The organism is Colwellia sp. MB02u-6 (genome assembly GCF_014077095.1).
Classification (GTDB): domain Bacteria; phylum Pseudomonadota; class Gammaproteobacteria; order Enterobacterales; family Alteromonadaceae; genus Cognaticolwellia.
The window spans coordinates 99,915-120,942 of the sequence record NZ_JACGVG010000036.1 but is presented as its reverse complement, the minus strand read 5'-3'; the positions used below and the strand labels follow the sequence as shown (position 1 = coordinate 120,942).

The 21,028-nt window shown below is 34.9% G+C and carries 18 protein-coding genes; 6 read left to right on the top strand and 12 right to left on the bottom strand.

From position 1 onward, the window contains the following. Positions 1-44 precede the first annotated feature (44 nt). From H4J46_RS12425 to H4J46_RS12400, 6 genes are all read right to left on the bottom strand, one after another. The gene (locus H4J46_RS12425) at positions 45-1,217 is read right to left on the bottom strand and encodes a glycosyltransferase family 2 protein (RefSeq protein WP_182233813.1); all 1,173 of its coding nucleotides are present in this window, start codon (positions 1,215-1,217) and stop codon (positions 45-47) included. Beyond that, complete coding sequence (locus H4J46_RS12420) at positions 1,217-1,741, bottom strand: serine O-acetyltransferase (RefSeq protein WP_259365828.1); 525 nt, start codon at positions 1,739-1,741, stop codon at positions 1,217-1,219. The genes H4J46_RS12425 and H4J46_RS12420 overlap by 1 nt, the downstream gene beginning before the upstream one ends. Further along, positions 1,734-2,948 (bottom strand): glycosyltransferase family 4 protein, encoded by a 1,215-nt coding sequence (locus H4J46_RS12415; protein ID WP_182233812.1) that lies wholly within the window; start codon positions 2,946-2,948, stop codon positions 1,734-1,736. Before H4J46_RS12415 ends, H4J46_RS12420 begins: the two co-directional genes overlap by 8 nt. After that, positions 2,945-3,547: a polysaccharide deacetylase family protein gene (locus tag H4J46_RS12410; RefSeq protein ID WP_259365827.1), complete on the bottom strand. Its 603-nt coding sequence runs from the start codon at positions 3,545-3,547 to the stop codon at positions 2,945-2,947. Before H4J46_RS12410 ends, H4J46_RS12415 begins: the two co-directional genes overlap by 4 nt. 123 nt (positions 3,548-3,670) lie before the next feature. Further along, positions 3,671-4,813: a glycosyltransferase gene (locus H4J46_RS12405; RefSeq protein ID WP_182233810.1), complete on the bottom strand. Its 1,143-nt coding sequence runs from the start codon at positions 4,811-4,813 to the stop codon at positions 3,671-3,673. Then, positions 4,803-6,143, bottom strand: a complete 1,341-nt coding sequence (locus H4J46_RS12400; protein WP_182233809.1) for a phenylacetate--CoA ligase family protein — start codon at positions 6,141-6,143, stop codon at positions 4,803-4,805. The genes H4J46_RS12405 and H4J46_RS12400 overlap by 11 nt, the downstream gene beginning before the upstream one ends. 299 nt (positions 6,144-6,442) lie before the next feature. Here H4J46_RS12400 and H4J46_RS12395 point away from each other — a divergent pair, with 299 nt between their 5' ends. The 4 genes from H4J46_RS12395 (at position 6,443) to H4J46_RS17545 (ending at position 11,278) form a co-directional block, all read left to right on the top strand. Further along, the gene (locus H4J46_RS12395; protein ID WP_182233808.1) at positions 6,443-7,378 is read left to right on the top strand and encodes a glycosyltransferase; all 936 of its coding nucleotides are present in this window, start codon (positions 6,443-6,445) and stop codon (positions 7,376-7,378) included. 99 nt (positions 7,379-7,477) lie between these two features. After that, a complete protein-coding gene (locus tag H4J46_RS12390) occupies positions 7,478-8,662 on the top strand; it encodes a CDP-glycerol glycerophosphotransferase family protein (protein WP_182233807.1) in 1,185 nt (394 codons plus the stop codon). A gap of 26 nt (positions 8,663-8,688) precedes the next feature. After that, on the top strand, positions 8,689-9,084 hold the full coding sequence (locus H4J46_RS12385) for an adenylyltransferase/cytidyltransferase family protein (protein ID WP_182233806.1): 396 nt from the start codon (positions 8,689-8,691) through the stop codon (positions 9,082-9,084). 259 nt (positions 9,085-9,343) lie between these two features. Beyond that, positions 9,344-11,278 carry a tyrosine-type recombinase/integrase gene (locus H4J46_RS17545; protein ID WP_182233805.1) on the top strand — a complete coding sequence of 645 codons (1,935 nt, stop codon included), beginning with the start codon at positions 9,344-9,346 and terminating at the stop codon, positions 11,276-11,278. A gap of 185 nt (positions 11,279-11,463) precedes the next feature. Here the strand turns inward: H4J46_RS17545 and H4J46_RS12375 are convergent, their stop codons facing one another. The 5 genes from H4J46_RS12375 to H4J46_RS12355 all read right to left on the bottom strand — a co-directional run bounded on the left by H4J46_RS12375 (position 11,464) and on the right by H4J46_RS12355 (position 17,717). After that, entirely contained in the window at positions 11,464-12,558 is a 1,095-nt protein-coding gene (locus tag H4J46_RS12375; protein ID WP_182233804.1) for an acyltransferase, read from the bottom strand. 1 nt (position 12,559) lies between these two features. Beyond that, on the bottom strand, positions 12,560-13,891 hold the full coding sequence (locus H4J46_RS12370; protein ID WP_182233803.1) for an O-antigen ligase: 1,332 nt from the start codon (positions 13,889-13,891) through the stop codon (positions 12,560-12,562). 4 nt (positions 13,892-13,895) lie between these two features. Beyond that, entirely contained in the window at positions 13,896-15,419 is a 1,524-nt protein-coding gene (locus H4J46_RS12365) for an oligosaccharide flippase family protein (RefSeq protein WP_182233802.1), read from the bottom strand. A 119-nt stretch (positions 15,420-15,538) separates the two neighbouring features. After that, positions 15,539-16,612, bottom strand: a complete 1,074-nt coding sequence (locus H4J46_RS12360; protein WP_182233801.1) for a GNAT family N-acetyltransferase — start codon at positions 16,610-16,612, stop codon at positions 15,539-15,541. 301 nt (positions 16,613-16,913) lie between these two features. After that, positions 16,914-17,717, bottom strand: a complete 804-nt coding sequence (locus H4J46_RS12355; protein ID WP_182233800.1) for a hypothetical protein — start codon at positions 17,715-17,717, stop codon at positions 16,914-16,916. Between the two features lie 189 nt (positions 17,718-17,906). Between H4J46_RS12355 and H4J46_RS12350 the strand changes: the two genes are divergently transcribed. Together H4J46_RS12350 and H4J46_RS12345 are read left to right on the top strand one after the other, a co-directional pair. Continuing rightward, a complete protein-coding gene (locus H4J46_RS12350; RefSeq protein ID WP_182233799.1) occupies positions 17,907-18,833 on the top strand; it encodes a DUF5672 family protein in 927 nt (308 codons plus the stop codon). Between the two features lie 45 nt (positions 18,834-18,878). Beyond that, positions 18,879-19,814, top strand: a complete 936-nt coding sequence (locus tag H4J46_RS12345; RefSeq protein WP_182233798.1) for a glycosyltransferase family 2 protein — start codon at positions 18,879-18,881, stop codon at positions 19,812-19,814. Between the two features lie 210 nt (positions 19,815-20,024). Here the strand turns inward: H4J46_RS12345 and H4J46_RS12340 are convergent, their stop codons facing one another. Further along, positions 20,025-20,846, bottom strand: coding sequence for a glycosyltransferase family A protein (locus H4J46_RS12340; RefSeq protein WP_182233797.1), 822 nt, complete (start codon positions 20,844-20,846; stop codon positions 20,025-20,027). Positions 20,847-21,028 lie beyond the last annotated feature (182 nt).

Genomic DNA, 21,028 nt, shown 5'->3' with positions numbered 1-21,028 from the left:
AAAAAATAGATATAAAGCTATTATAAATAAAAATAAAATGATCACTAGCGAGTTGTCCTTTGCCAAGTTCCCTGCACATTGGAACTAAAATATTTAATAAATCCACGCATCAATGCCAGATTCATCGCGACAAAAAAGGCTAAAAGTGCGATTAACGTTGTTGTTTTCTTGTTATCAGCCTGTTGTTTAATGCCATAGAAGGCAGTGAAATAAAATATTAATTGCGCCGCCAGTATCGCTTGATAAAAACCACTATCAAGTAACAGCACATTGCTAATCAAAACGATCAACATCAAGTGGGGTACAAACCATCGGCAGACTTTATGGCTAATATAAGCGACAAAACGCCAACCTAATAACGGGTTTAAAGCCCAAGACATCTTAAAAAAAGCTTGGTAATTGCCTAAGCCAATGCGCACTCTTCTGCCTTTTTCTTCGGCAAGGTTTGGGGCTATCTCTTCAACGGCTATGGCTTCAGGGTCGTAAACTAAACGAAAACCTTGCTTTGCCACATTCATCGCAATGTGAAAGTCATCAACAATGGTGTTTGCAGGCAATGGCATAAAAAGTGACTTTCTTATAGCATAAATAGCCCCATTTGCCCCTTGCAGCGCATTCAGCCTAGATTCATGAAATTTTAGTACTTGTTCGTAACGCCAATATACGTTGTCTTTATTGTCACCCGTATCGCCATCTACTAGATGCAGCTCACCGCAAACCGCGCCAACTTTATCATTGTTAAAATGCCGAGCTAATTGCGTTATGGTATCAGATTGAAAATGGGTATTAGCATCAGAAAATATGATGATATCGTCAATGGTTTTTTCAACTAAGTCATTTAAAACACTCATTTTTCCTCTGTTAGTGTTAAAAATATGCACGTGTAAATTTTCGATATTAAAGGCTGAGAGTATATCTGCAGTTTGATCGTTACTGCCATCTGAGCCAATTAATAACGTAAGTTTTTCTTTTGGGTAATCTAAGCTCAATAGATTTTCTATTCTGGCTTTGATACAAGACTCTTCGTTATATGCAGCAATAATGACAGTAACAGCAGGGTAATCCTTAATATTTAAGGTCCGGCGTTGATGTCTGCGCCATAAATACTTAGTGTCACTGAAAGCTTGTTTAATACCACTAAAAGTAAATAAAACTAACGGGTAAATAAAATAACTGTAGATAATTATTGTGAGGCTAACCCAAAATAAGCTTTCCATTAGCTCGCTGCCCCGTCATTTTTTTTCACATACGCTTCGGCCGGTATACCAAGCATAGTTGTGCCTTTATCAGCATTTTTAGTCAGTACGGCATTAGCACCAATTTTCACATCATCAGCGACGGTTAGCCCACCAATAATTTTTGCACCAGCACCAACAAATATATTGTTAGCTAAAATAGGTGACTGACCTTTTTCATCGCCAATAACCACGCCACTTTCTAGCGTAATATTATAGCCGCCAACCACCTTAGAATTAATAACGATACCCATAGGGTGCATAATGACAAAACCTGGGGCAAAGTCAGCACCACTACCGATAACACAAGCATTTAAAAATTTATTAGTCCATTGAAAAAAGTAAGCCAATAAGCCAAGTTGGTGGTTAGCACACCAGCGCATACATCGATACAGCACATTAGCGCTTGTGCCGTCAGCCATGAAAATTCTGAGCATACTGACATCAGCACCATCTTGGGCAAAAATTTGTTTTTTTCTTCTTAAGTCAGCTTTTAAATTATCCATTTAAATTAACATCTCGACTTATATCTAGATTAACGAGCGATAATAACTGCGCCGCGTTATGCTGCCATTGGCGCTCGCTTTCAATATAAGCACGGGCATTGATACCGACAGCTTTATGCGCTTTTCTATCATTAACAATGGCAAAAACTTTGTCAATACAGGCTTGTTCATCGCCTGCGGGGAACAACCAACTTGTAACGTTATCTCGAACAACCTCAGCAATAGGACTAAAATCAGGAGCGATCATGCCTTTGCCCATCGCCATAAATTCAAATAATTTCATCGGTGAACCATAATCATTTGAATCAGGTAATATCCCTAAATCCATGGCAGATAGATAGGATGAAACTTGGTGATGTGGCACTTTACCCGGTAAAATAACTTGCGATTCAACACCGGCTTCAATCACCTTGTTTTTAATACCCTCAAAAGCGACACCATCGCCTACTAGCAATAATACTAGTTCAGGTGTTTGTTTTAATCGATGGCACACTAAATCTACAAACCAGTCAATACCATGCCAATGCACGAATGCACCGACATAACCCAGCACTATTTTGTCTTCAATACCGAGTTTACTTCTTAAAGCGCAACCTGAACTTTCGTCAATAACAAACTTATCTAAGTCGGCCGCATTGGGTGAAACAACAGAGTTTGCAATCTCACCGTAGGCTTGCTCAGCGACTTGCTTAAATCGCGTTGAAATAAACACTAAGCCGGTGGCATTTTTAAAAGTCCAAGCCTCTATTTTTGCAGCAAGCTTTTTAAAGCTTAATGCACGCACCCTTTGAACTTGGCAAGAGTCGTTAATTTCTAGCACTATAGGTAAGTTATGACGTTTTGCCCACCAAACACTGGAAAACATAAATAAAGAATAACGTTCATAAATAAGGGTAATATCTTTTTCTTTAACCGCTTTACGTAAACGTATTAAGGCAATTAAATTAAAAGCCAGTTCAAAAAGTTCAAAGACAAATTCTGGCACATGTTTAGTCAGATCAGACAATATGGAAAAACTACTTTTTTTAGTCGCTGCTTGCGCCACTTTTTCAACCGTAGCCTTTGCCTCCTCCATTTCAGGCTCTGCACCGGGCAAAGACAAAATATAAACATGATGATTTAATTGCCTCAAGCCTTTAACAACACCTCGAATATGCACACCTTCAGCACCTCTGCCACGGGTTCTATGATGAAATAAAATATTCACTCGTATTTGTGCTCCAGTGCGCTAAAACAGTAACCTTGCTCAAGCCATTGCGGAATTAGTATGTCAAGTGCATCGATACAAAGTATGTTGTCGTCATGAAACAGAATAATATCGCCAGACTTAACTGGCTGTTTTAGCAAGCGTTCGGCAATTTTATTAGCAGGCTCTTTTAAAAAGTCTTGAGAGTCGCGACTCCAATGTACTGCGGTAATTTTTTTCAGCAGCAGTGTCAATATTAAGCGTTTATCCCAACGCCCCTGAGGCGCTCTAAATAAGGTACAAGGTTTACCCGTAACCTGTTTAATAATGAGATTAGTTTTATCAATTTCTATTATTTTTTTAGTATGTGAAATTTTATCAAACGCTGGATGACTATAAGAGTGATTGGCGATGGTGTGAGCGCGCTTGTGGATTTCGTGCAGTAAATCAGGGTTTTTTTCTGCTCGACTACCAATAATAAAAAAGGTGACCTTAATTTGATATTTATCAAGTAAATCCAACAAACGCTCGATTATGCCAGGAACAGGGCCATCGTCAAAGGTTAAGTAGAGTGTTTTTTCTTGTTGAGTTTTGCTCAATAAAAATAAACGGTCGGGCATTATGATTGACCTGAGGAGATATTTTAATTTACTGAGCATTAAATCATAGTTCCATTATTTGATTTAATCACAGTGTAACAGTAACGATTAATAATCATACCCTTAATGTTAATAATTAAGCTATTAAATGTTAATTTTCATTAACATTTGCAGTAATTGCTGGCGATTTTTTTGCCAAGAAAACTGTAAGCTATGCCGCTGTATTTTTTCTTTATCCCATTTTTTTGATAAAACATAAGCCAAGCCATTGGCCACGGCCAAGTCACTTTTGGCTGCAATTATTTTGCCACAAATTTTTTCGTCAACCACTTCAGGAATACCACCAACATTACTGACCAATACCGTTGTGCCACAAGCCATTGCTTCAAGTACTACATTCGGCACACCTTCGTTATAACTCGGTAAAGCTAATACACGAGCTTGGCTGATAAGCTCAGGCAATTGGTCATGATCAACACTGCCCAATAAAATAACCTTGTCACTGATGGTTAAATGTTTTGCTTGGCTAGAAATTTCACTGCGTAAATTACCAGGCCCAGCATATAACAATTTAAGGGTAGGGTGTTTTTCACTTATTGCAGCAAAGCCTTTGAGTAGTTCAATGACACCTTTCTCTTTTTTTAAATTGCCGACATATAAAATATAATCATCAGTTTTTTCTTTTGATATGGCATGTTGAACTTGAAACTTTTGGTGATCAACACCGTTGTAAATAACATGAATCTTTTCTTTATTAACACCCATAGCTATCATTTCATTAGCGAGAGCCTGAGAGACTGACAAAATACCTAAAGCTTTTTTACTGGCATTAACTATTTGTTTGGCGCGAGCCGGTACTTTGCCATGCAAATTAATATCACTGCCATGCACTTTAAAATAGAAGTCACAATTAAATAGCTTGCTGATCCAACTAGCCGCTACTGCATCGGGAAAGGCCCAGCTGGCGAATATTTTTTTCGGCTTTTTGTGCATTAACCAGTAACCAGAATGCAGCATTATAGAGGCAAACATCATAGCGCTATAAAATCGTCGACCAAACTTTGGCAGGTAAAAGTAAGGCACGTATCGCAAGTTCTCTGTTTGTTTAAGCGCTTTTCTATGTGAAATCCAATCAGCAAAGGCAATGGGCACTAAAACACTTTTAGTAAAGTCATCATCGAGTTGAGCAAACTGCTGACGGTTGAATGTTGCTCTGTTAGGCTCCCAAGGTAAAGGGTATAAATTAGATATGATAACAAGTGATTGTTTGCTTTTATCAGAGTTCACAGATAGTTACTCTGTGTTTGCCGCTAACGGTTAGCGGTATATCATCTACTAGATCAAACATCAGCTGTAACTCGTTTTCAGCGTATTTATTTATCTCTTTGGCAATGTCATTTTTGTTTTGTTCAGTAAAGTGCTTATTGATAATCAACAGTATCTGCAAACTAGATATTTCACTTTGTTTAACTTGAAATTTATCTATGCCAATAAATTCTTTAAACAAGTGTGGGAAAAGCTCGCCGGGAATTGATTTGCCAGAAGCAGTTTTAATCATATCGAGTTTACGGCCATCAATACTGCTCATAATGGGTAACGGGTTTTCGCACCCGCAAGCTTGGTCTATTAAAGTGGCTCGATCACCATTCAGATATCGAATTAACGGCATACCGTAATTATATAAGTCGGTAACAACCAAATCGCCTGACTCGCCAGTTATTGACCGCCCTAAATCGTTAACGGTTTCCACCACTAGGTGATCACTATTGATATGAAGATTTTTGTGTTCTTGGCATTCTGCTGACATTAACATAAATTCACGGCAACCAAAGGTATTATAAACCTCACAGTTAAAAGCTTTTTCGATGATTTCTCTTTGAAATTCGTGCAATGGCTCGGCACCAGTCAGAATGGTTTTCGGGGAGAATACCGATATTTTGTGTTCGATAATAAATCGAGCTAATTCATATAAAGGGTTCACATAAGAAACCATTGCTGTGGGTCGATAACTATTTATCTCCTCTACATAGGTATGCATATTGTTGGTGTTCATGGCGAACGAATTAAGCATTTTTCTATTGTAAAACCTATGGTACAAATTATTTTTTATACTTTTAAATAATGTGGGTTGACCAATATCAGCCCCCCAAATGTATAACGTTTTTTGGCCTAAGCCTGCGCCTAACCAACCATAACCGCGCCACATAATAGCTTCTCGGCGCGTATTGCTTCCTATATCAAGTTCGAAACGAAACGGTTGCCCTGTAGAGCCACCGGTCGCTTTTTTGATATTGTTTTTTGCGTTATTGGCGACAATGTCACGGTAATGCTCGGTAATATCATCTTTAGTCACTAAGGGGAGTTTGGCAAAATCTGACATAGTATTAATGTCATCAATAGAGTGAATGCCAACTTTAGCCCAAAATTTGGGATAAAAGCTGGTATGGTTAAATGCATGCTCAAGCAGTTTTCGCAGCTGCTGCCACTGATGTTGTTTTAACTCTTCAGGCGTCCAGGTTAAATGTTGTTCATAATGGGTGATATGTTCAACAAGATTTTTACCTTTAACAAGTTCATACATCGGCATTAATACATGACGAAAAGTTGCGGTATACATCAGTAAAAATCGTCCTTTTATTTTTAGTCGTTCAATCATTTGAATTTAACAAATTAATTACATAAAAGTAACGTTTTTATAGTAATATTCCTAGATAATAAAAAATTGACGGCTTTGTTGATAAAAATACAGCAGTTGTTATGACTTAAATAAAGGCATTTGTAGCGTTAACTATTTTAACTAAATATTTATGTACTTACATTTAGGGCGGCATTTATGCTGTTAACCTGGCAAGCTAAAGTTTGACTACATGGTTACCTGTGTGAATTACACAGAGAAGTAAATAAAAGGACGTTTTTGTGTCGCAAGTATTAGTTTCTGTTGTTGTACCTGTATATAACGGTGCAGAATATCTAGAAAAAACTGTTGAGTCGATATCAGCTCAAGACTATGAAAATATTGAACTTATTTTAGTTGATGATGGTTCTGTAGATAATTCAAGCGCTATTATTCGTCAACTTGTAGCGCAAGACTCTCGTATCAAGCCTTTTTTTAATAGTAATGGCGGTGTTGCTCACGCTAGAAACTTTGGTATCGCGCAAGCAAAAGGTGATTTTATCGCCTTTTGTGATCAAGATGATTTATGGCTACCAAGCAAGCTCAGTCAACAAATGCCATTGTTTAGTAATAACAAAGTTGGTCTAGTTTACTGTGGCGCCATTACTGATTATATTTTATATAAAAGACAGTCAAAATCGGGTTTTAAAAATAAGCACAAAGGCAAGGTGTTCGAGCAATTAGTTCAATTGAATATGCTCACTTGCTGTACCGCTGTAGTTCGGAAAAGCGACTTACAGCAAGTCAATGGTTTTGACGATGACAGAGCTTTAATGGGGGTAGACGACTGGCACCTTTGGCTTAAATTAGCCATGGTTTGTGAGTTTGATTTTGTTGCAGAACACCTTGCTGTTCACGTATTTCATGGCGACAATTACTCATTAAACGATGAAAAAATGCATGAAGCTGAAATGGTATGTTTAAAAAAAATTGAAACAATAGCGGCTATTTATCAAAAAACTGCAGACTGGTCGTTAATCAAACAACAGCTACACCTTAGGTATACTAAATCTTATATTTATTCGGGCTTGTATAATTTAGCCGGTAATACTTTTATTCGTGCGCACCGAACTAAAAAAAATATTCCGTGCTTTTTAAAAGGCTGGCTCATAAAATTAGTGCCAAACTTTGTTTGGCATATACTGCAAAAAACCAAACGTAAAATAGCCGCTAAATAATCACACTGTATTCAGGTTTACTGTTGGTTTTTTTCACTATAAACAGTTTTTCGAAGCAAGTTGGATGAAGTAATAAAAAAGAATAAAAGGATTTTTTTGATGAATAAAATACAACTTGCTAGTGCATTAGTTATTAATTTGTTTTTTTATATGCTTGGTAAAATTATCCCAAAGCGTAAAAGTTTATGGGTGTTTAGCGCATGGTTTGGTCAAAAATATAGTGACAACCCTAAAGCTTTCTTTGAATTCGTAAATAAGTATCATGGTGATAAGACTAAAGCCGTATGGATCACTAAAAAGCCTAATATATTGATAGAGCTTCAGCAAAAAGGTTACTGCGCTTATCATGAGAGAAGTTATAAAGGAATTTGGCATCAATTACGAGCGAGTAAGGCTTTTATTTGTCAGTCGCTGCACGATGATCTATTTTCTCCTTCTATAGGGCAGAGAACAGAGGTTGTTCAACTCTGGCATGGTATTCCCTTAAAAAAAATAATGTTTGACGTCTTTGGTGAACGTGAAAATCCAAAAAACTCAATGGGGCGGTTTATTGATTGGTTGTCACCTTATAATAAACACCGAAATGATATTGTTGTCGCCACCAGTGAACTTACGCAAAATGTATTAGCAAAAGCATTTAGAGTTCCTCTAAACAAGGTATTAACTTGTGGCTTTCCTCGTAATGATGTTTTTTTTGAAAATATTGAAAATATTGAAAACGAACAATTTAAATGTATTTACATGCCAACATTTCGAGGTGGAATGGCGTCTGAATGTGATCTGTTTGAAAAGTACGGATTTGACATTGAGCAAATGGAAACTGAACTTACAAAGCATAATATTCAGTTAACGTTACGCATGCACCCAGTAAATAAACCGCCTTATCAAATAGTAAAACAAATAAAAAATTCAAAAAATATTCAGTTAGATGCAGGAAACGACATATACCAAACAATCAACCAATATGATTGCTTAATCACAGATTATTCAAGTATTTATTTTGACTTTCTATTGTCAAATAAGCCTATTGTGTTTGCACCGTTCGACTTAGACCTTTATAAAAAACGTGAACGAGCACTTTATTTTGAATTTGAGGAGGTGACATTAAAGCCCTATTGCTATAGTTGGAATGACATACTAGATCGATTGATTATGCTAAAAAATGATAGTAAATCAATAGAGTATAAAAAGCAGTACGATCACTTAAAAGCTAAGTTTCATGATAAAACTCAACATGATTCTTCGCCATTCTCAAATCAACTTTATAATGAACTGACCAAATAACAAATAACAAATAAGGATATAAGTTTATGAAAAAGGTACTTACCTTTGGCACATTTGATTTATTTCATATTGGTCATTTACAGATATTAAAACGGGCAAAAGCCCTAGGTGCTTATTTAATTGTTGGTGTATCAACCGATGCGTTAAATTTCTCTAAAAAGCAGCGAAATCCAATATGCAATGAACAACATCGCATGGAAATAATTAAAGAATTAAAATGTGTTAATGAAGTTTTCTTCGAAAACTCACTGGAGTTAAAGCGTCAATATATCATCGACACTAAGGCTGATATATTAGTGATGGGCGATGATTGGCAAGGGCGTTTTGATGAGTTTAACGCTATATGCGAAGTTATTTATTTACCGAGAACACCTTCAATATCAACCACTGAAATTATTGAAATAGTAAGAGAAATAAATTAAAACCAGCAGATCAAATGAAAACTTCTATTTGGTTTTATTAAGCACAACTACTAACTTTTAAAATACAGCTTAAACTCTGTTATTAAGTAGCGATCTGGTGGTTCATCTTTGTCATTTTAATGTCACACATTTGAAATACTATTTAATCTCTATAGATTAAATGAGTTAGCCATTTATTAAACCTATTGACTCTTAATCTTAGTCTCTTATACACAACACAAATGAGTAATAACTAGTGTCTTTCGATCGGAGCGTAGATGTGATATCTCCCGTATATCAAGCCCAAAATACAGAATTAGATGCCAATATTCAAAACGAAATTTTACAAACGAAAAAATGGCAAGTACTGATAGGAACATTTTTATTTGTTCTTATAGTATCGTTGATTTTGGTATGGACGAGAGAAAATATTTTTGAAAGCCAAGCGACTATCCAGCTTTCTAAAACGCAAATACCCGTTGAGCAGTCTTCTGCTACTTTGATGACAGATAGCTTGCAAAGTCAGCAGCGCCTAACAAGCCACAGCATATTAACAGCAGTTAATCACAGTATACTCGTTAATTACGGTATACAAAGCAATGTGCAGTTACTGAGTGAAATGCTAAGTGCAGAGCTTCAAAATGGTCAAATTATTAACCTTAAGGCAACAGGTAGTAACCGTGAACAATTGCAGCCCATCTTGTCTACTTGGGTAGAAGAATACCTTCATACTTTTAGTGCAGAAAACAATAGTAATAATGTTGACAGTATATTAAGCATAAGTAACATGCTTAATGCTTTAGAGGAAAAAATATCGCAGCAAAAAGCAGTGTTAATTGCCTATAGCCAAAATAATAACATTGTCTCTCTTGAGCGTGATGAAAATAGAATTTTAAATAAAGTAAATTCGCTGGGGAAATTGCTACATACTGCCGAACAAGACTACCTTAACCAGCAAGAAATAGTAAACCGCATTAACTATGCTGAAAAAGAAAATAGGTTAATTATTCATCCTGAAGATGAAGCTACTCTTGCAATGATAAGACAAAATATAGCTAAAATTGAAAATCAATTGAGTGACTTTTCTGAGAAATATACGCGAAAATATATGGAGAAAGATCCTAGAATAATTTCGATGCAAAAAACATTATTAAATCTGCAAAACCAATTAGAAGAACAGAGTCTATTAAGCCAGACTATGTACGTAAAAGAAGCGAATAACAACTTGCTGGTAGCAAAAAACAAGGTAAGCCTATTAACCGAGCAACTTGATACTCTCAGTGTAAAAGCGCAAGTTTTTAATCGTAGTTTAAAAGAATATACTCGTTTGAACGATTCATTAAATCAGTTGGTAACGCAAGCGCAAAGCCTAAAAGATAGCCTGCTTTTACAGGAAATGCAGCAAGTAGCTAAGTCTCAATTTAAGGTGCTAGAATATCCGTTTGTGCCTAATTACCCGATTGCACCGAATAACCAAAGAGACTCTTTGATTAGCCTGCTAGTAGCGGTTGTTATTTCACTATTAGCATTATTCTTGTTTAGTTATATTGTACGACAAAAACAGGCATCAACAGTTTTTTCAAACTATACCGTAGTGCCCAATGACATGAGCGATAAGCGACAACTGCTTCATCAACAAGAAGCTCAAATTTCCGAAAATCAAGCACTGCTTGAACAAAAATCTGCTATGGAAATTTTTCGACTTTTAAGTGCTGGTGAATGTCATAAACTGGTGAGTTTTGCTAGTAAACAAGGAAAATTTGTTATTTTACTAGTATTAAGTGGCGTGAATATTAAAGAGTTATTAGCAATTAAGTTACAGGATGTTGATTTAGAAAAAAACACCCTTGAAGTTAACGGAGCGTTCGCCAGAAATATAGTGTTATCACCTGAAGTCAGTCTGCTAACTGCAGACGTTATGCAGTATAAAAACACGCAAGACAATATTTTTGATGAAGATTATTCACTTGAAGAACTATCTCACTTAATCACTAATAGCGCTCATGACGCAGCGTTAGCAAAACCAGAAGGCATTAGCCTAGAAAGCTTGCGACATACCTATCTTACTTTTCTGTCTGAGCAAGGAATAAAATTAAATGATTTGGAAAAAATAGCAGGATATATTAACCCCGCACAGTTGTCGCTTTACCGTAAAAATAGTATTAACACACAGTTGGAAAATACAGAAGTTAGAACAATATACCCAACACATTAAATTAAGTGTCTTTTGATGTGGGAATGGTTTTATTCATAACTCATATAAAACAAACTAATAATATGAAAGTGACGACTCGGCTTTACACATTTAAAAGAATCTATCCATAAGAGCTAAAATCAGTTGTGCAATTTTTAAGGCATAACCATCGCTAGCGGAGATGGCAGACTGTACAAACAGCATATTTATATAAAATACCACTTTAACTTCATAGAAGGCTTCTCTATAAAGTTCCATGATATTACCGATAAAACTATAACTATAGCTCCTGATAGAATAGACATTTCAGTAGGGCTAATACCAATTATTGTAATGGCTAACGTTTGTTGTATTGGCCAAGCGTAGATATAAGTACCGTAAGAAAAGTCACCTACATTGTTGTATTTTAATATTTTACCCTTTGGAAGGTAAGCCGCACAAAGTACTAAATAGGGCATACTGAAAATGTAAGCTATAAAGAAAGTTGTTTTACTCATATAAAGCGCAAAGAGAAGCAACGATAAAACTGTTATTACCCACATAGCGTTTAAATGTATATACTTTCTAAGAACATATAACCCCCCGCCAATAAAAAATGCAGATGAAAATCTAAAAAACTTATAATAAAACCAATGAAAATTTTCGCTAAAGTGAAAATAAAAATACAGTGCAGTACTGCTTAAGGCGATAAATACTATAATTGCCTGAACAATTATCTGAACATGAGGGAAAGTGATTTTTGCCTTCTTTAATACATAGCTTAAAACACCTAAGCCTATAAGTACCACGTACATTCGTAGTTCCCATGGCAAAGTCCATAACGAGCCATTAACACTTCTATCGAACGGTGCAGTATAAAATACCCCAGGTAATTCTTGATAGTCGGTTAAAATAATTGTGGCGTTGTATATAATAAAATTTAACAGTTCAGAATCTTGCATGTAATTCTGCAATGAAAAACTAGACAAATAAGCGCCTAAAATTACGCAAAATAGTACAGAAACTAACAGCGCAGGAAATATTCTCAATACTCTTGATATGATGAAAAATTTCAAGTCGGTACGAACTAACAAGCTTCTTGTAACTAGTAAACCGCTTGTAATAAAAAAAATATCTACAGCTATAGACCCTAGGCTAATACCTAACAAGTTTTGAATCGGCTCTAACTGTCTATTCCCTAAAGCAAGCGCATAGCTGTGACTTATAATAACTGCGAGTGCAGCTAACATTCTAATTAAATTGAAATTATTATTTTTACTATCAATAACGTTGCTCAATGCTATTTTATTTTGGTAGCTCACATTACAATCCTAGCTTTAAGGAAATATAAACAGCAACTATAATTGACCAGCAATAAAGCATAGATCGAACAGCAAGGCGTGTAGAAAAGTGTATTGCATATTCTGGATTGAGCTTTACGAGTCTAATGTGAGACGCTATTGCCATACCTAAAAAGATGAATAGCAATAGCGTGAACATTCTACTGATAAAAAAGCCCGTTATCATAAAGCCGACCAAAGAAAAGAACAGGGTTTTGTTTAGAAATAACTCTGCTTCTTCTTCAGGCGGAAGAGTTGTTTCAGCGTCGTCTAGCTTTTTCTTGCTAATTCTATCCTGAACAAATAGATATCCCGTTAACGCGGTAAAAATCAATGCCCCGCCCCATAAAGAATATCCAGGCACCCCTAATTCAGCAGCAACATGAATATATGAATTGTGTGCCACTAAGCCATGTTCTTCAAGAAACTGCCCCATGCCGATACCAAAAATAGGATTATTTAATAGCATGAGAACCCCAGCATACCAAGCCTCTAAGCGGCCATCGGCAGACTCGTCCATATTACTTTGTAGAGATGTTATTACTGTAGCCGCAATAGGGGCGAGAACTACAATGGTAATAAATAGTTTTGGTCCTGCATTCATTACGATAAAATATACCGCAATTAAAGCGCCCGCGCCGAGCATAGTGCCACGAGAACCAGTTAAATAAATACCGTAAAATAGCGCCACCAATACGCTAAGCATGATTACTTTACTGACCGCTTGGCTTTTTTTATAAAAATAAATAGCAAAAGGAATGTTCATCACTAAAAACATACCTAGATCATTTGGATCATTAAAAAACCCTAAATAAGTAATGCGCCGCTCACCAAGATTAATGTAACCAACAGAGTATGTGCCTAATGCCCAACCTGCGCCTTGATATGCTGTTTGTTGTATATGGCCGTTATGCACCATAAGTAATGCAGCAAAAAGACAAACAACCATAAGTATGTGTTGGCGCTTAATACTGGTTATACAGTTTGAATATAAGAAGAGAGGAAACAGCGCACTGATCATTATGCGCTTAGATTGGTCGACACCTATCATGCCTGAACCGTTCAAGAACCCTGAGACTATAATTAACGGCACTAAGCCTAATATCATCCAATGCTGTGGATACATTTTTATTGGCCTATGCATGGCAACAGTGGCGCCAAAGGCAATAATGATAAAAATTTGAATGGTTATCCACTGAAGACTTATTTGAAACATTTCATGAGGACGAATAAGCACTGAGGCGGTATATAAAAATAAAAAGAAGAAACCTAACGGCGAGTCTTCGGTTTTATTTTTCGGGAAATAACGAGCCATACTTTTATAATTCCTTTATAAATTTTTTCTTAACACCCGGGACAATACGTGCAATAACATAATGCAACAGAGTCTTTTTAATGTCCTTATTAAGTAACAATACCCAACAAATAAGTATAATAAAAGGGAAGGCTAACGTAGCAGATAATAAAAATTCTAACCAAGTGTTAATCGCTAAATAATCCAATAAGTAACTGCCGGTCATGCCTAAAATAATGGTTATCAATAAAGACTTTGATAAACACCAATAAAGCTCGCGCATATTATAATTATTGTATTGCTTAAAAAGAAATACTTTGGCAAAGACATTAAAAATAGCACTGTTGACTACACCGCCTGCGGCCAAACCGATAAGGCCAAATTTCAAACCTAAAATAATGCTTAAAGTAATATTAAATACCACAGATGTAATAGTGATCACCGAGATATATTTATGGTTTGCCTGGGCAAATAAAACCGTATTGGCCGAATTGCTAAAAGCAGCAAACAAAGATGAAATCACGCCTAAATACAATAAATTAACCGCGTATTCAAATTCATAGCCTACCCATAAAAGGATAAACACCTTACCAAAAATAAATAGCGATAAAAATAACACCGTGGAAGCGAATAAGTTAATACGGGTGGTTTGATTAAATAGCTGCTCCATATTTTCATTGCGAGCCGCTTTTTTGTTAAATAAAGGTGAAAATACCCCGGTAATCGAACTAACGAATGCTGAGGTATGCATAATTAAATTACTGGCGATACTCGCCAAGGCCAAAGAAGGTAGGTCGAATAACTGAGTAATAATTAAAGGACGTGATTTTGTGCCAATAGTATTGGCAATACCGTTAATGACTAAGTGTTTTGAGTAAGCAAATAAATCAATAAGTTCTTTTTTGCTGGCGAGCTTAAAGCTAAACCTAAGCTCAGGAAATAATCGTTTAGCATAATGAATTTTCAGGATATTGGTTAATACATCACTAGCCAGTGTCGCGACAACAGCGCCCCAAATATTCAAGTCGGATAAGAGTAAAAACACCATAATGGCTTTTACAATAGCGTTTAGTGAAGACAGATTTGCATCAATATCAAAACGCAGCATACCAGAAAAAAAACCATGAAAAGGGTTCATCATAAACCCCCACAGTATCTTCACCGATAATATTAATAAAATATCAACTAAAGTAATTTGGTCTAAACCCTCAACACCAAAAATAGCGGGTACTGTAGTTAAGCCAACTAAAGTTAAAACAGAAAAACCACCTAAAACGGTAAAAAGCACTAGGCCGGTTGAAAAAATAACATTAACGCGCTTTTTGTCGTTTAGCTCTAAGGCTTGTACTATTTGGCGTTGTATCGCTTGCGGAAAACCTAAATCAACAACATTAAACCAACCTAATATAGATAAAATTAATAGCCATAAACCATAATGTGTACTGCCTAATTCATTAAGAAAAAACGGCGTAAGCAAAAAAGACGTTAATACGACGATGCCACGTTCAAGAAACCGAAAAAGAGAGCTGGTGAGTAATTGTTTTTTCATTGAATGGTATATTTAGCTTTTGTCAGGTAGTTATAAGGAAAAATAAAGTTATGCATTAGCTGACTTTAATTATTTTTATAGTGATAAAGTATTTATAACATTAATTTGTTAATAGGTCGTTAATTAAATGGGTGGGTGAGCTTATTAACAATCTTACTAACAAATAGCTTTATGGGGTTTTTAACAAGCGTTATCGATGTCATGGCTCGAGTATCAGCATTAAATTTTGCTTTATAGCTATTGTTTACACCCCCCATCATAAAGTCGTAATATTTTTTAGGGCAATGGGTTATCGACCAATAATGCAGGAATAACCCCGGTGACAGTTTGGCAAAATTTTTCTCGTCCCAACCACTTTGATAAAAAAAATATGTATCTTCGGTAACTAAATAATAATGAATAGCGATAGGCTGTTCACCAATAAAAACCGCGCTCATTGCTACTGTATTGCTGTTTTTTTCACGCAGCGTTTTATGAAATTGATTAAACTCAGCCGCAACAAACGCGCCAGCTTTACCTTTGTTTTGCCATCGACTTTGATGATAGCTTTTTAATAACGCCCATGCACTGTTGTATTCATCAAGGTTAAGCCAACGCACAGTGGCATTAAGTTTAGTTAATTGGTTTTTACATCGGTTAATACGTGATCGGTTATTTTTACTTAACTGTGCGAGTTGCCAATGCGTATTGTTAACCCTATATTGCGCGTAATGCTGTCGGGTTAATACACCTTTAATATGCGGTAGTATATTAGCGATATGTGAATTTTCGAAAATAGCTTTAACAATAAATTGATCAAAATTGAGTTTATTTATTTCGTTGATAAGCAATGGATAAACTGTTTTTTCATATGCTGGTTTTATATATATATCTAAATACTCAAGTGCGACTTCGGCATACTCTGCTTCACCTTGACCGATTAAATGTAGTGTTTTGACCAACGGAAAAAGACTACTTTTTTTTATGAAAAATGGCACTAAACTAACTAATTTATCGTCATGGTAATAAGCCAAAGAATGTAACCGCCACTGCTTTTGCCAATAATAATTATACCAAGTGATTAGCCAGACAGTGGAATCTAGTAAAGATTGTTTTTTATTCGCTTTTTCAAATTCACAGAATAAAATTTTCAACTGATCATACGAGGTGATCAGCGATAAACGTATATCACTCTGTTTAGTAATCAATTTCATATACAATATGTTTCTTTATTATTGAGCTTCTATAGGAAAAATTATACCTAGCTAGATAGTTGTTTTTGATATTTAGCTTATCAGTTAATAAATAAAACCAATAGCTAAAAGCCTTTACTATCGTTTTTTTCATTGGCTTTATTTTGATTCAAGGCAGTTTTTCGTGTGAAAATGCTAGTAGATTTAGTTCTAAAATAATATTTTTCATTAAATTTCAATGTGTTACTCTCAATGTGATGCCAAGATAAATATGACATAATAAGTGTGGTTATCTAAGGTTTTGAGTTTTCGTAAGCTTCATTTAGGTATGTAAGTTTTGTAAATTTAAAATGATTTCGTTACTTTCTACTAAGAGCTTGTTGTTAAATTCTATATTAATATTTTTTTCATTCAATAAATCAGGATTATATATTTTAGAAAAAGGGATGTTATTAAGGTTAAACTGCCACTGATTCAAAGAACTAAGTACGCTGCTACTATTTACATTTTCAATATCATTTATGATGAAGTTATTGGAAGGGACTTTATCTAGATGGTTAAGGATCTTTTTATTATAAATATTCCAAGCTTTTAAATATATATTGGCTTTATTATTTATTTTGTGAATTAATTTATCTTTATTGAGATAAAATTTATAGCGTTGATATTGACCACTAGATGTATGCTTTTTAATTAATATTTTTATATCCCGTCGAATTAATGAATCAACTACCTTTGTATAATGTCTATAGATTACGTAGTATTTTGCTTGAGGTATTAATTGGTTGTAATACTCTAAAAATAAACACGTTCGAGGTTCTTTAAATCCCCAGATATGATTCATTTCATTTTTGAATTTTATAAGGAAATTCAATTTCAAAATTTCATATTCTGTTAATTCTAATGGTTTTATTTTTTCAATTCCCCCGTAAGGGATTTTTCGTTGTACAAAAGATTCTTCATGAATATCATGAAAGTCAAGATCTTCGAAATGACCGTCTTTATTGCCAGTTCCAGAGCCGGCTAATCTTTCCCCGATGTGAAGGCCGCATTCTTGTAACCATCTAGCTGTCAGTGATGTACCTGAACGGTGCATCCCAAGAATTATTAAAGTTTTATTTGACATTAATGGCCTGTTATAAGTATGTTAATAATTAGTGTATAAGTAATTCTATACAAGTTATCATCACAATGAAATAGTTTAAAATAGTAAAATAAAACTTTCTTTATTTTGTTAAGTTTTTATAAAAAAGGGTTAGGATATTTTTTTACTAAAAATCGGAATGCCCTTGAGTTTATTTGTTAGGAATCTAAATTGCTAAGTATAAAATTAAAAAATATTTATTGGCGTTGGTTATATTTTAAAGCAAATTATCAACAGACAAGCGCCAAAAATGTAGCCGGAATTATTAAGCGAACAGGTGTGAGCATAGCTAAAGTAACAGCAAAGGACCTAAGTTTTATTTATAAAAAAATGAAACCGTGGCGGAGCTCTGCTACTTATGAAGGGAAAAAAGTTATCTCGAATATTTTTAAAAATTCGAAAAATTTGGCAACCGTTGATGATGATTGTCTAGGAGTCATTGTTGAAACAAGGTCTCATCCTGCTTTAGAATTCGTTGTTTGTGACTTTATTAAACAAACAGGAAATAAGGTGCAGTTATTTCATGGGATAGAGAATATTGATTTTATTCTAAATTCTAATATAGGCAGATTAGTTACTCAAAATAAAGTAATTTTAGTTATGTTAGAAATAGAGGCGTTAAATGCGAATTATTATAATTCTCTATTTTTAACCGAAAAGTTCTGGGAGTTGATCGTAGGCAGAAAAAAAATATTAGTATTCCAAACGGATAGTGTAATTTGCCACAATTCGAAATACAGTCTACAAGAATTTTTGCAGTTTGATTATATTGGTGCTTGGTGGCACGACCGTTTACTACCCAATGGTTTAATATTAGATGGCGGTGTTGGCGGTTTTAGTATTAGAGATTACGATCTCTCAATTGAAAGTGTGCGTAGATTTTCAAATCATAATTGGCAAGGTGGTGAAGATGATTTTTTTGCGTTTCATATAGAATTACTTGGAGGGAAAGTAGGTAAAAAATCCGATTGTATAAAATTTTGTACTCAAAATGAGTTTCTTAGTGAGAGTTATAGTGCACATCAAGTCAATAATTTAAATCCTGAAGCTTTAGAACAGTTTTTACGTTATTGCCCTGATGCCGAAAAAATACTTTAAACAGTACTATTTATTAATGTGTTAATTTTAGGAACAGGATAAACAATGGATCTTTCTATTATTTTTGCAACCTACCATAGTGAAGAAATCTTGCAGAAATCTCTGGAGTGTTATTGTTTAATTGAGTCTAACTATCAATGGGAATTAATCATTGTTGATAATGCTTATCGTGAAGAAACGAGAAAAGTAATTGACTTATTTAAAGATAAACTTCCAATTCACTTTATTGAAAAGTCTGAATCAGGCAAGAATAACGCTCTTAATAAAGCGATACCTCATGCAAAAAGCGACCTAATTTGGTTTACCGATAACGATATTTTACCAAATAAAAATTTAGTCGATCAATATGTAAATCATGCAAGAAGTAAGCTCGATATAAATATTTTTGGCGGTAAAATTTTACCAGACAGAGTACTTCCAAAATGGATTGAGGTGTCATCACCAAGTATTAAAACAGCTTTAGGTATATTGGATTTAGGTGACGAGAATAGAGTGATTGATGCCGATGCCTTGTGGGGAGGAAATATGCTTATTCGTAAAGGTATATTCGATCAAGGTGTCCGTTTTGCTTCAAAAGAGATAACTGTAGTAAATAACCATATTACAGGAAGTGAAACTGAGTTATTGATTCGTCTTAAAAATGCAGGAAATACCACAATGTACTTGAAAGATTCTGAGGTACGTCACCAGATCAGAGATGAGCAGTTAACATTGGGCTGGCTAATTAAAAGAGCTTATAACGCTGGCGGTGGTTATGTGTATAATAATCCGGTTGGTCAAATGCCTAATTTTTTTGGAATGCCCAGATACTTATTTAAAGTATTATTGACTGACATATTGAAGGTCTTGGTTAAGGCGTTTTCCTTTAAGAAGAGTGAAATTTGTTTATCGTTAATGAAAGTATCTAATACATATGGAAAGCTAGTACAGTTTAGCCGAGATAGAAACATGGTAAATAGTAGTTCGACAAACGCTTCTTAGTGTTTTGAGTTTACTTCTTATTAGCTGCTATTTAGCGCTCATCTTATATTGTGGTGAGCACTAAATAGAAATTAAAATAGGCTATCTGCTACGTGGGGTATGGGACAAGCCTAAGACTTTTTTATCTCTTAAGTGTCTGTTTTTATTTGCAAATAATTATGCTACAAATTATAACAGGTAGGTTTAGATTACCGATAGTTTGTTATCGTATTATTCTTTAACACTAAAGATAAGCTTAATAATATGACCTGTAAGATAATAAAGCTTTCGCTCAATGCCAGTGGATTTACCACCTGCAGTCATGAATGTTTTATATAAATATTTAGAAGTCATTCCCTTGTGTTGCCTAAACGTGTGCCAGTGCTTTTTTAATAGTTGGCAATGGCCAATTAGTATCGAGCGGCCATTAGATGAAATGTTGCCATGGTCCATTCGCCGGACTTTTGTTAGCGCTTGGTCAATGAAACCTATTCTAAAGCCTTGTTGAACTAGGCGTATGCTGAAATCATGATCTTCAGAGCAGCGTATGTCTTGATCGAAAAAATCAACTGCCTCTAGTGATGCTTTAGTAATAAGTAATGAGGGTGGAGTAACTTGCATCGATTCTAATAAATCAATAATTGTTAAGTCAAAGGGTTTATTAACAAATGTTGAAATATCACCTTTATCATTAAATGTAGTGACGCCTGTATGGCAAGCTGAAAAATGTGGGTACTCTTCTAAAAAAGTTAGTTGTGTTTCAAGTTTATTTGGTAGCCAAATATCATCAGCGTCTAAAAATGCAATTAAATCACTGGTGGCCGCTTTTGCCCCCTCATTTCTAGCCGTTGATACACCTTTGTTTTCGGTGAAATCGATGATTTTTATATCAGTATATTGAGATAAAAATTCTAGTGCTTTAGCGCCACAACCGTCATTTACTACTATAATTTCTTGAGGTTGAATTGTTTGTTGCTTTATTGATTGGTATGTTTCGTCAAAAAACGCTTCAGCATGATAAAAAGGAATTACGACACTAATAGAGGGGAGCATTAAACATTCCATTGTTTGTTTCAGTTAATTAGCTACTAAATGTACTTTTATTCTAATTTCCATACAAGCTTTTAGACCTATTTCTTTTAATGATAAGGAAGATGTAGTAATTTATAAACAATAAAAGGTGATGTTTATTATTACAGACAATTTGTTTTGGTAAGTAGCTTTTATAAGGGAAT

What these genes read in the sequence shown, in the direction of transcription:
- H4J46_RS12425 (WP_182233813.1), bottom strand. Translation starts at nt 1,217, where the DNA reads ATGGAAAGCTTATTTTGGGTTAGCCTCACAATAATTATCTACAGTTAT.
- H4J46_RS12420 (WP_259365828.1), bottom strand. Translation starts at nt 1,741, where the DNA reads ATGGATAATTTAAAAGCTGACTTAAGAAGAAAAAAACAAATTTTTGCC.
- H4J46_RS12410 (WP_259365827.1), bottom strand. Translation starts at nt 3,547, where the DNA reads ATGCCCGACCGTTTATTTTTATTGAGCAAAACTCAACAAGAAAAAACA.
- H4J46_RS12400 (WP_182233809.1), bottom strand. Translation starts at nt 6,143, where the DNA reads ATGTATACCGCAACTTTTCGTCATGTATTAATGCCGATGTATGAACTT.
- H4J46_RS12390 (WP_182233807.1), top strand. Translation starts at nt 7,478, where the DNA reads ATGAATAAAATACAACTTGCTAGTGCATTAGTTATTAATTTGTTTTTT.
- H4J46_RS12385 (WP_182233806.1), top strand. Translation starts at nt 8,689, where the DNA reads ATGAAAAAGGTACTTACCTTTGGCACATTTGATTTATTTCATATTGGT.
- H4J46_RS12370 (WP_182233803.1), bottom strand. Translation starts at nt 13,891, where the DNA reads ATGGCTCGTTATTTCCCGAAAAATAAAACCGAAGACTCGCCGTTAGGT.
- H4J46_RS12365 (WP_182233802.1), bottom strand. Translation starts at nt 15,419, where the DNA reads ATGAAAAAACAATTACTCACCAGCTCTCTTTTTCGGTTTCTTGAACGT.
- H4J46_RS12360 (WP_182233801.1), bottom strand. Translation starts at nt 16,612, where the DNA reads ATGAAATTGATTACTAAACAGAGTGATATACGTTTATCGCTGATCACC.
- H4J46_RS12355 (WP_182233800.1), bottom strand. Translation starts at nt 17,717, where the DNA reads ATGTCAAATAAAACTTTAATAATTCTTGGGATGCACCGTTCAGGTACA.
- H4J46_RS12345 (WP_182233798.1), top strand. Translation starts at nt 18,879, where the DNA reads ATGGATCTTTCTATTATTTTTGCAACCTACCATAGTGAAGAAATCTTG.
- H4J46_RS12340 (WP_182233797.1), bottom strand. Translation starts at nt 20,846, where the DNA reads ATGCTCCCCTCTATTAGTGTCGTAATTCCTTTTTATCATGCTGAAGCG.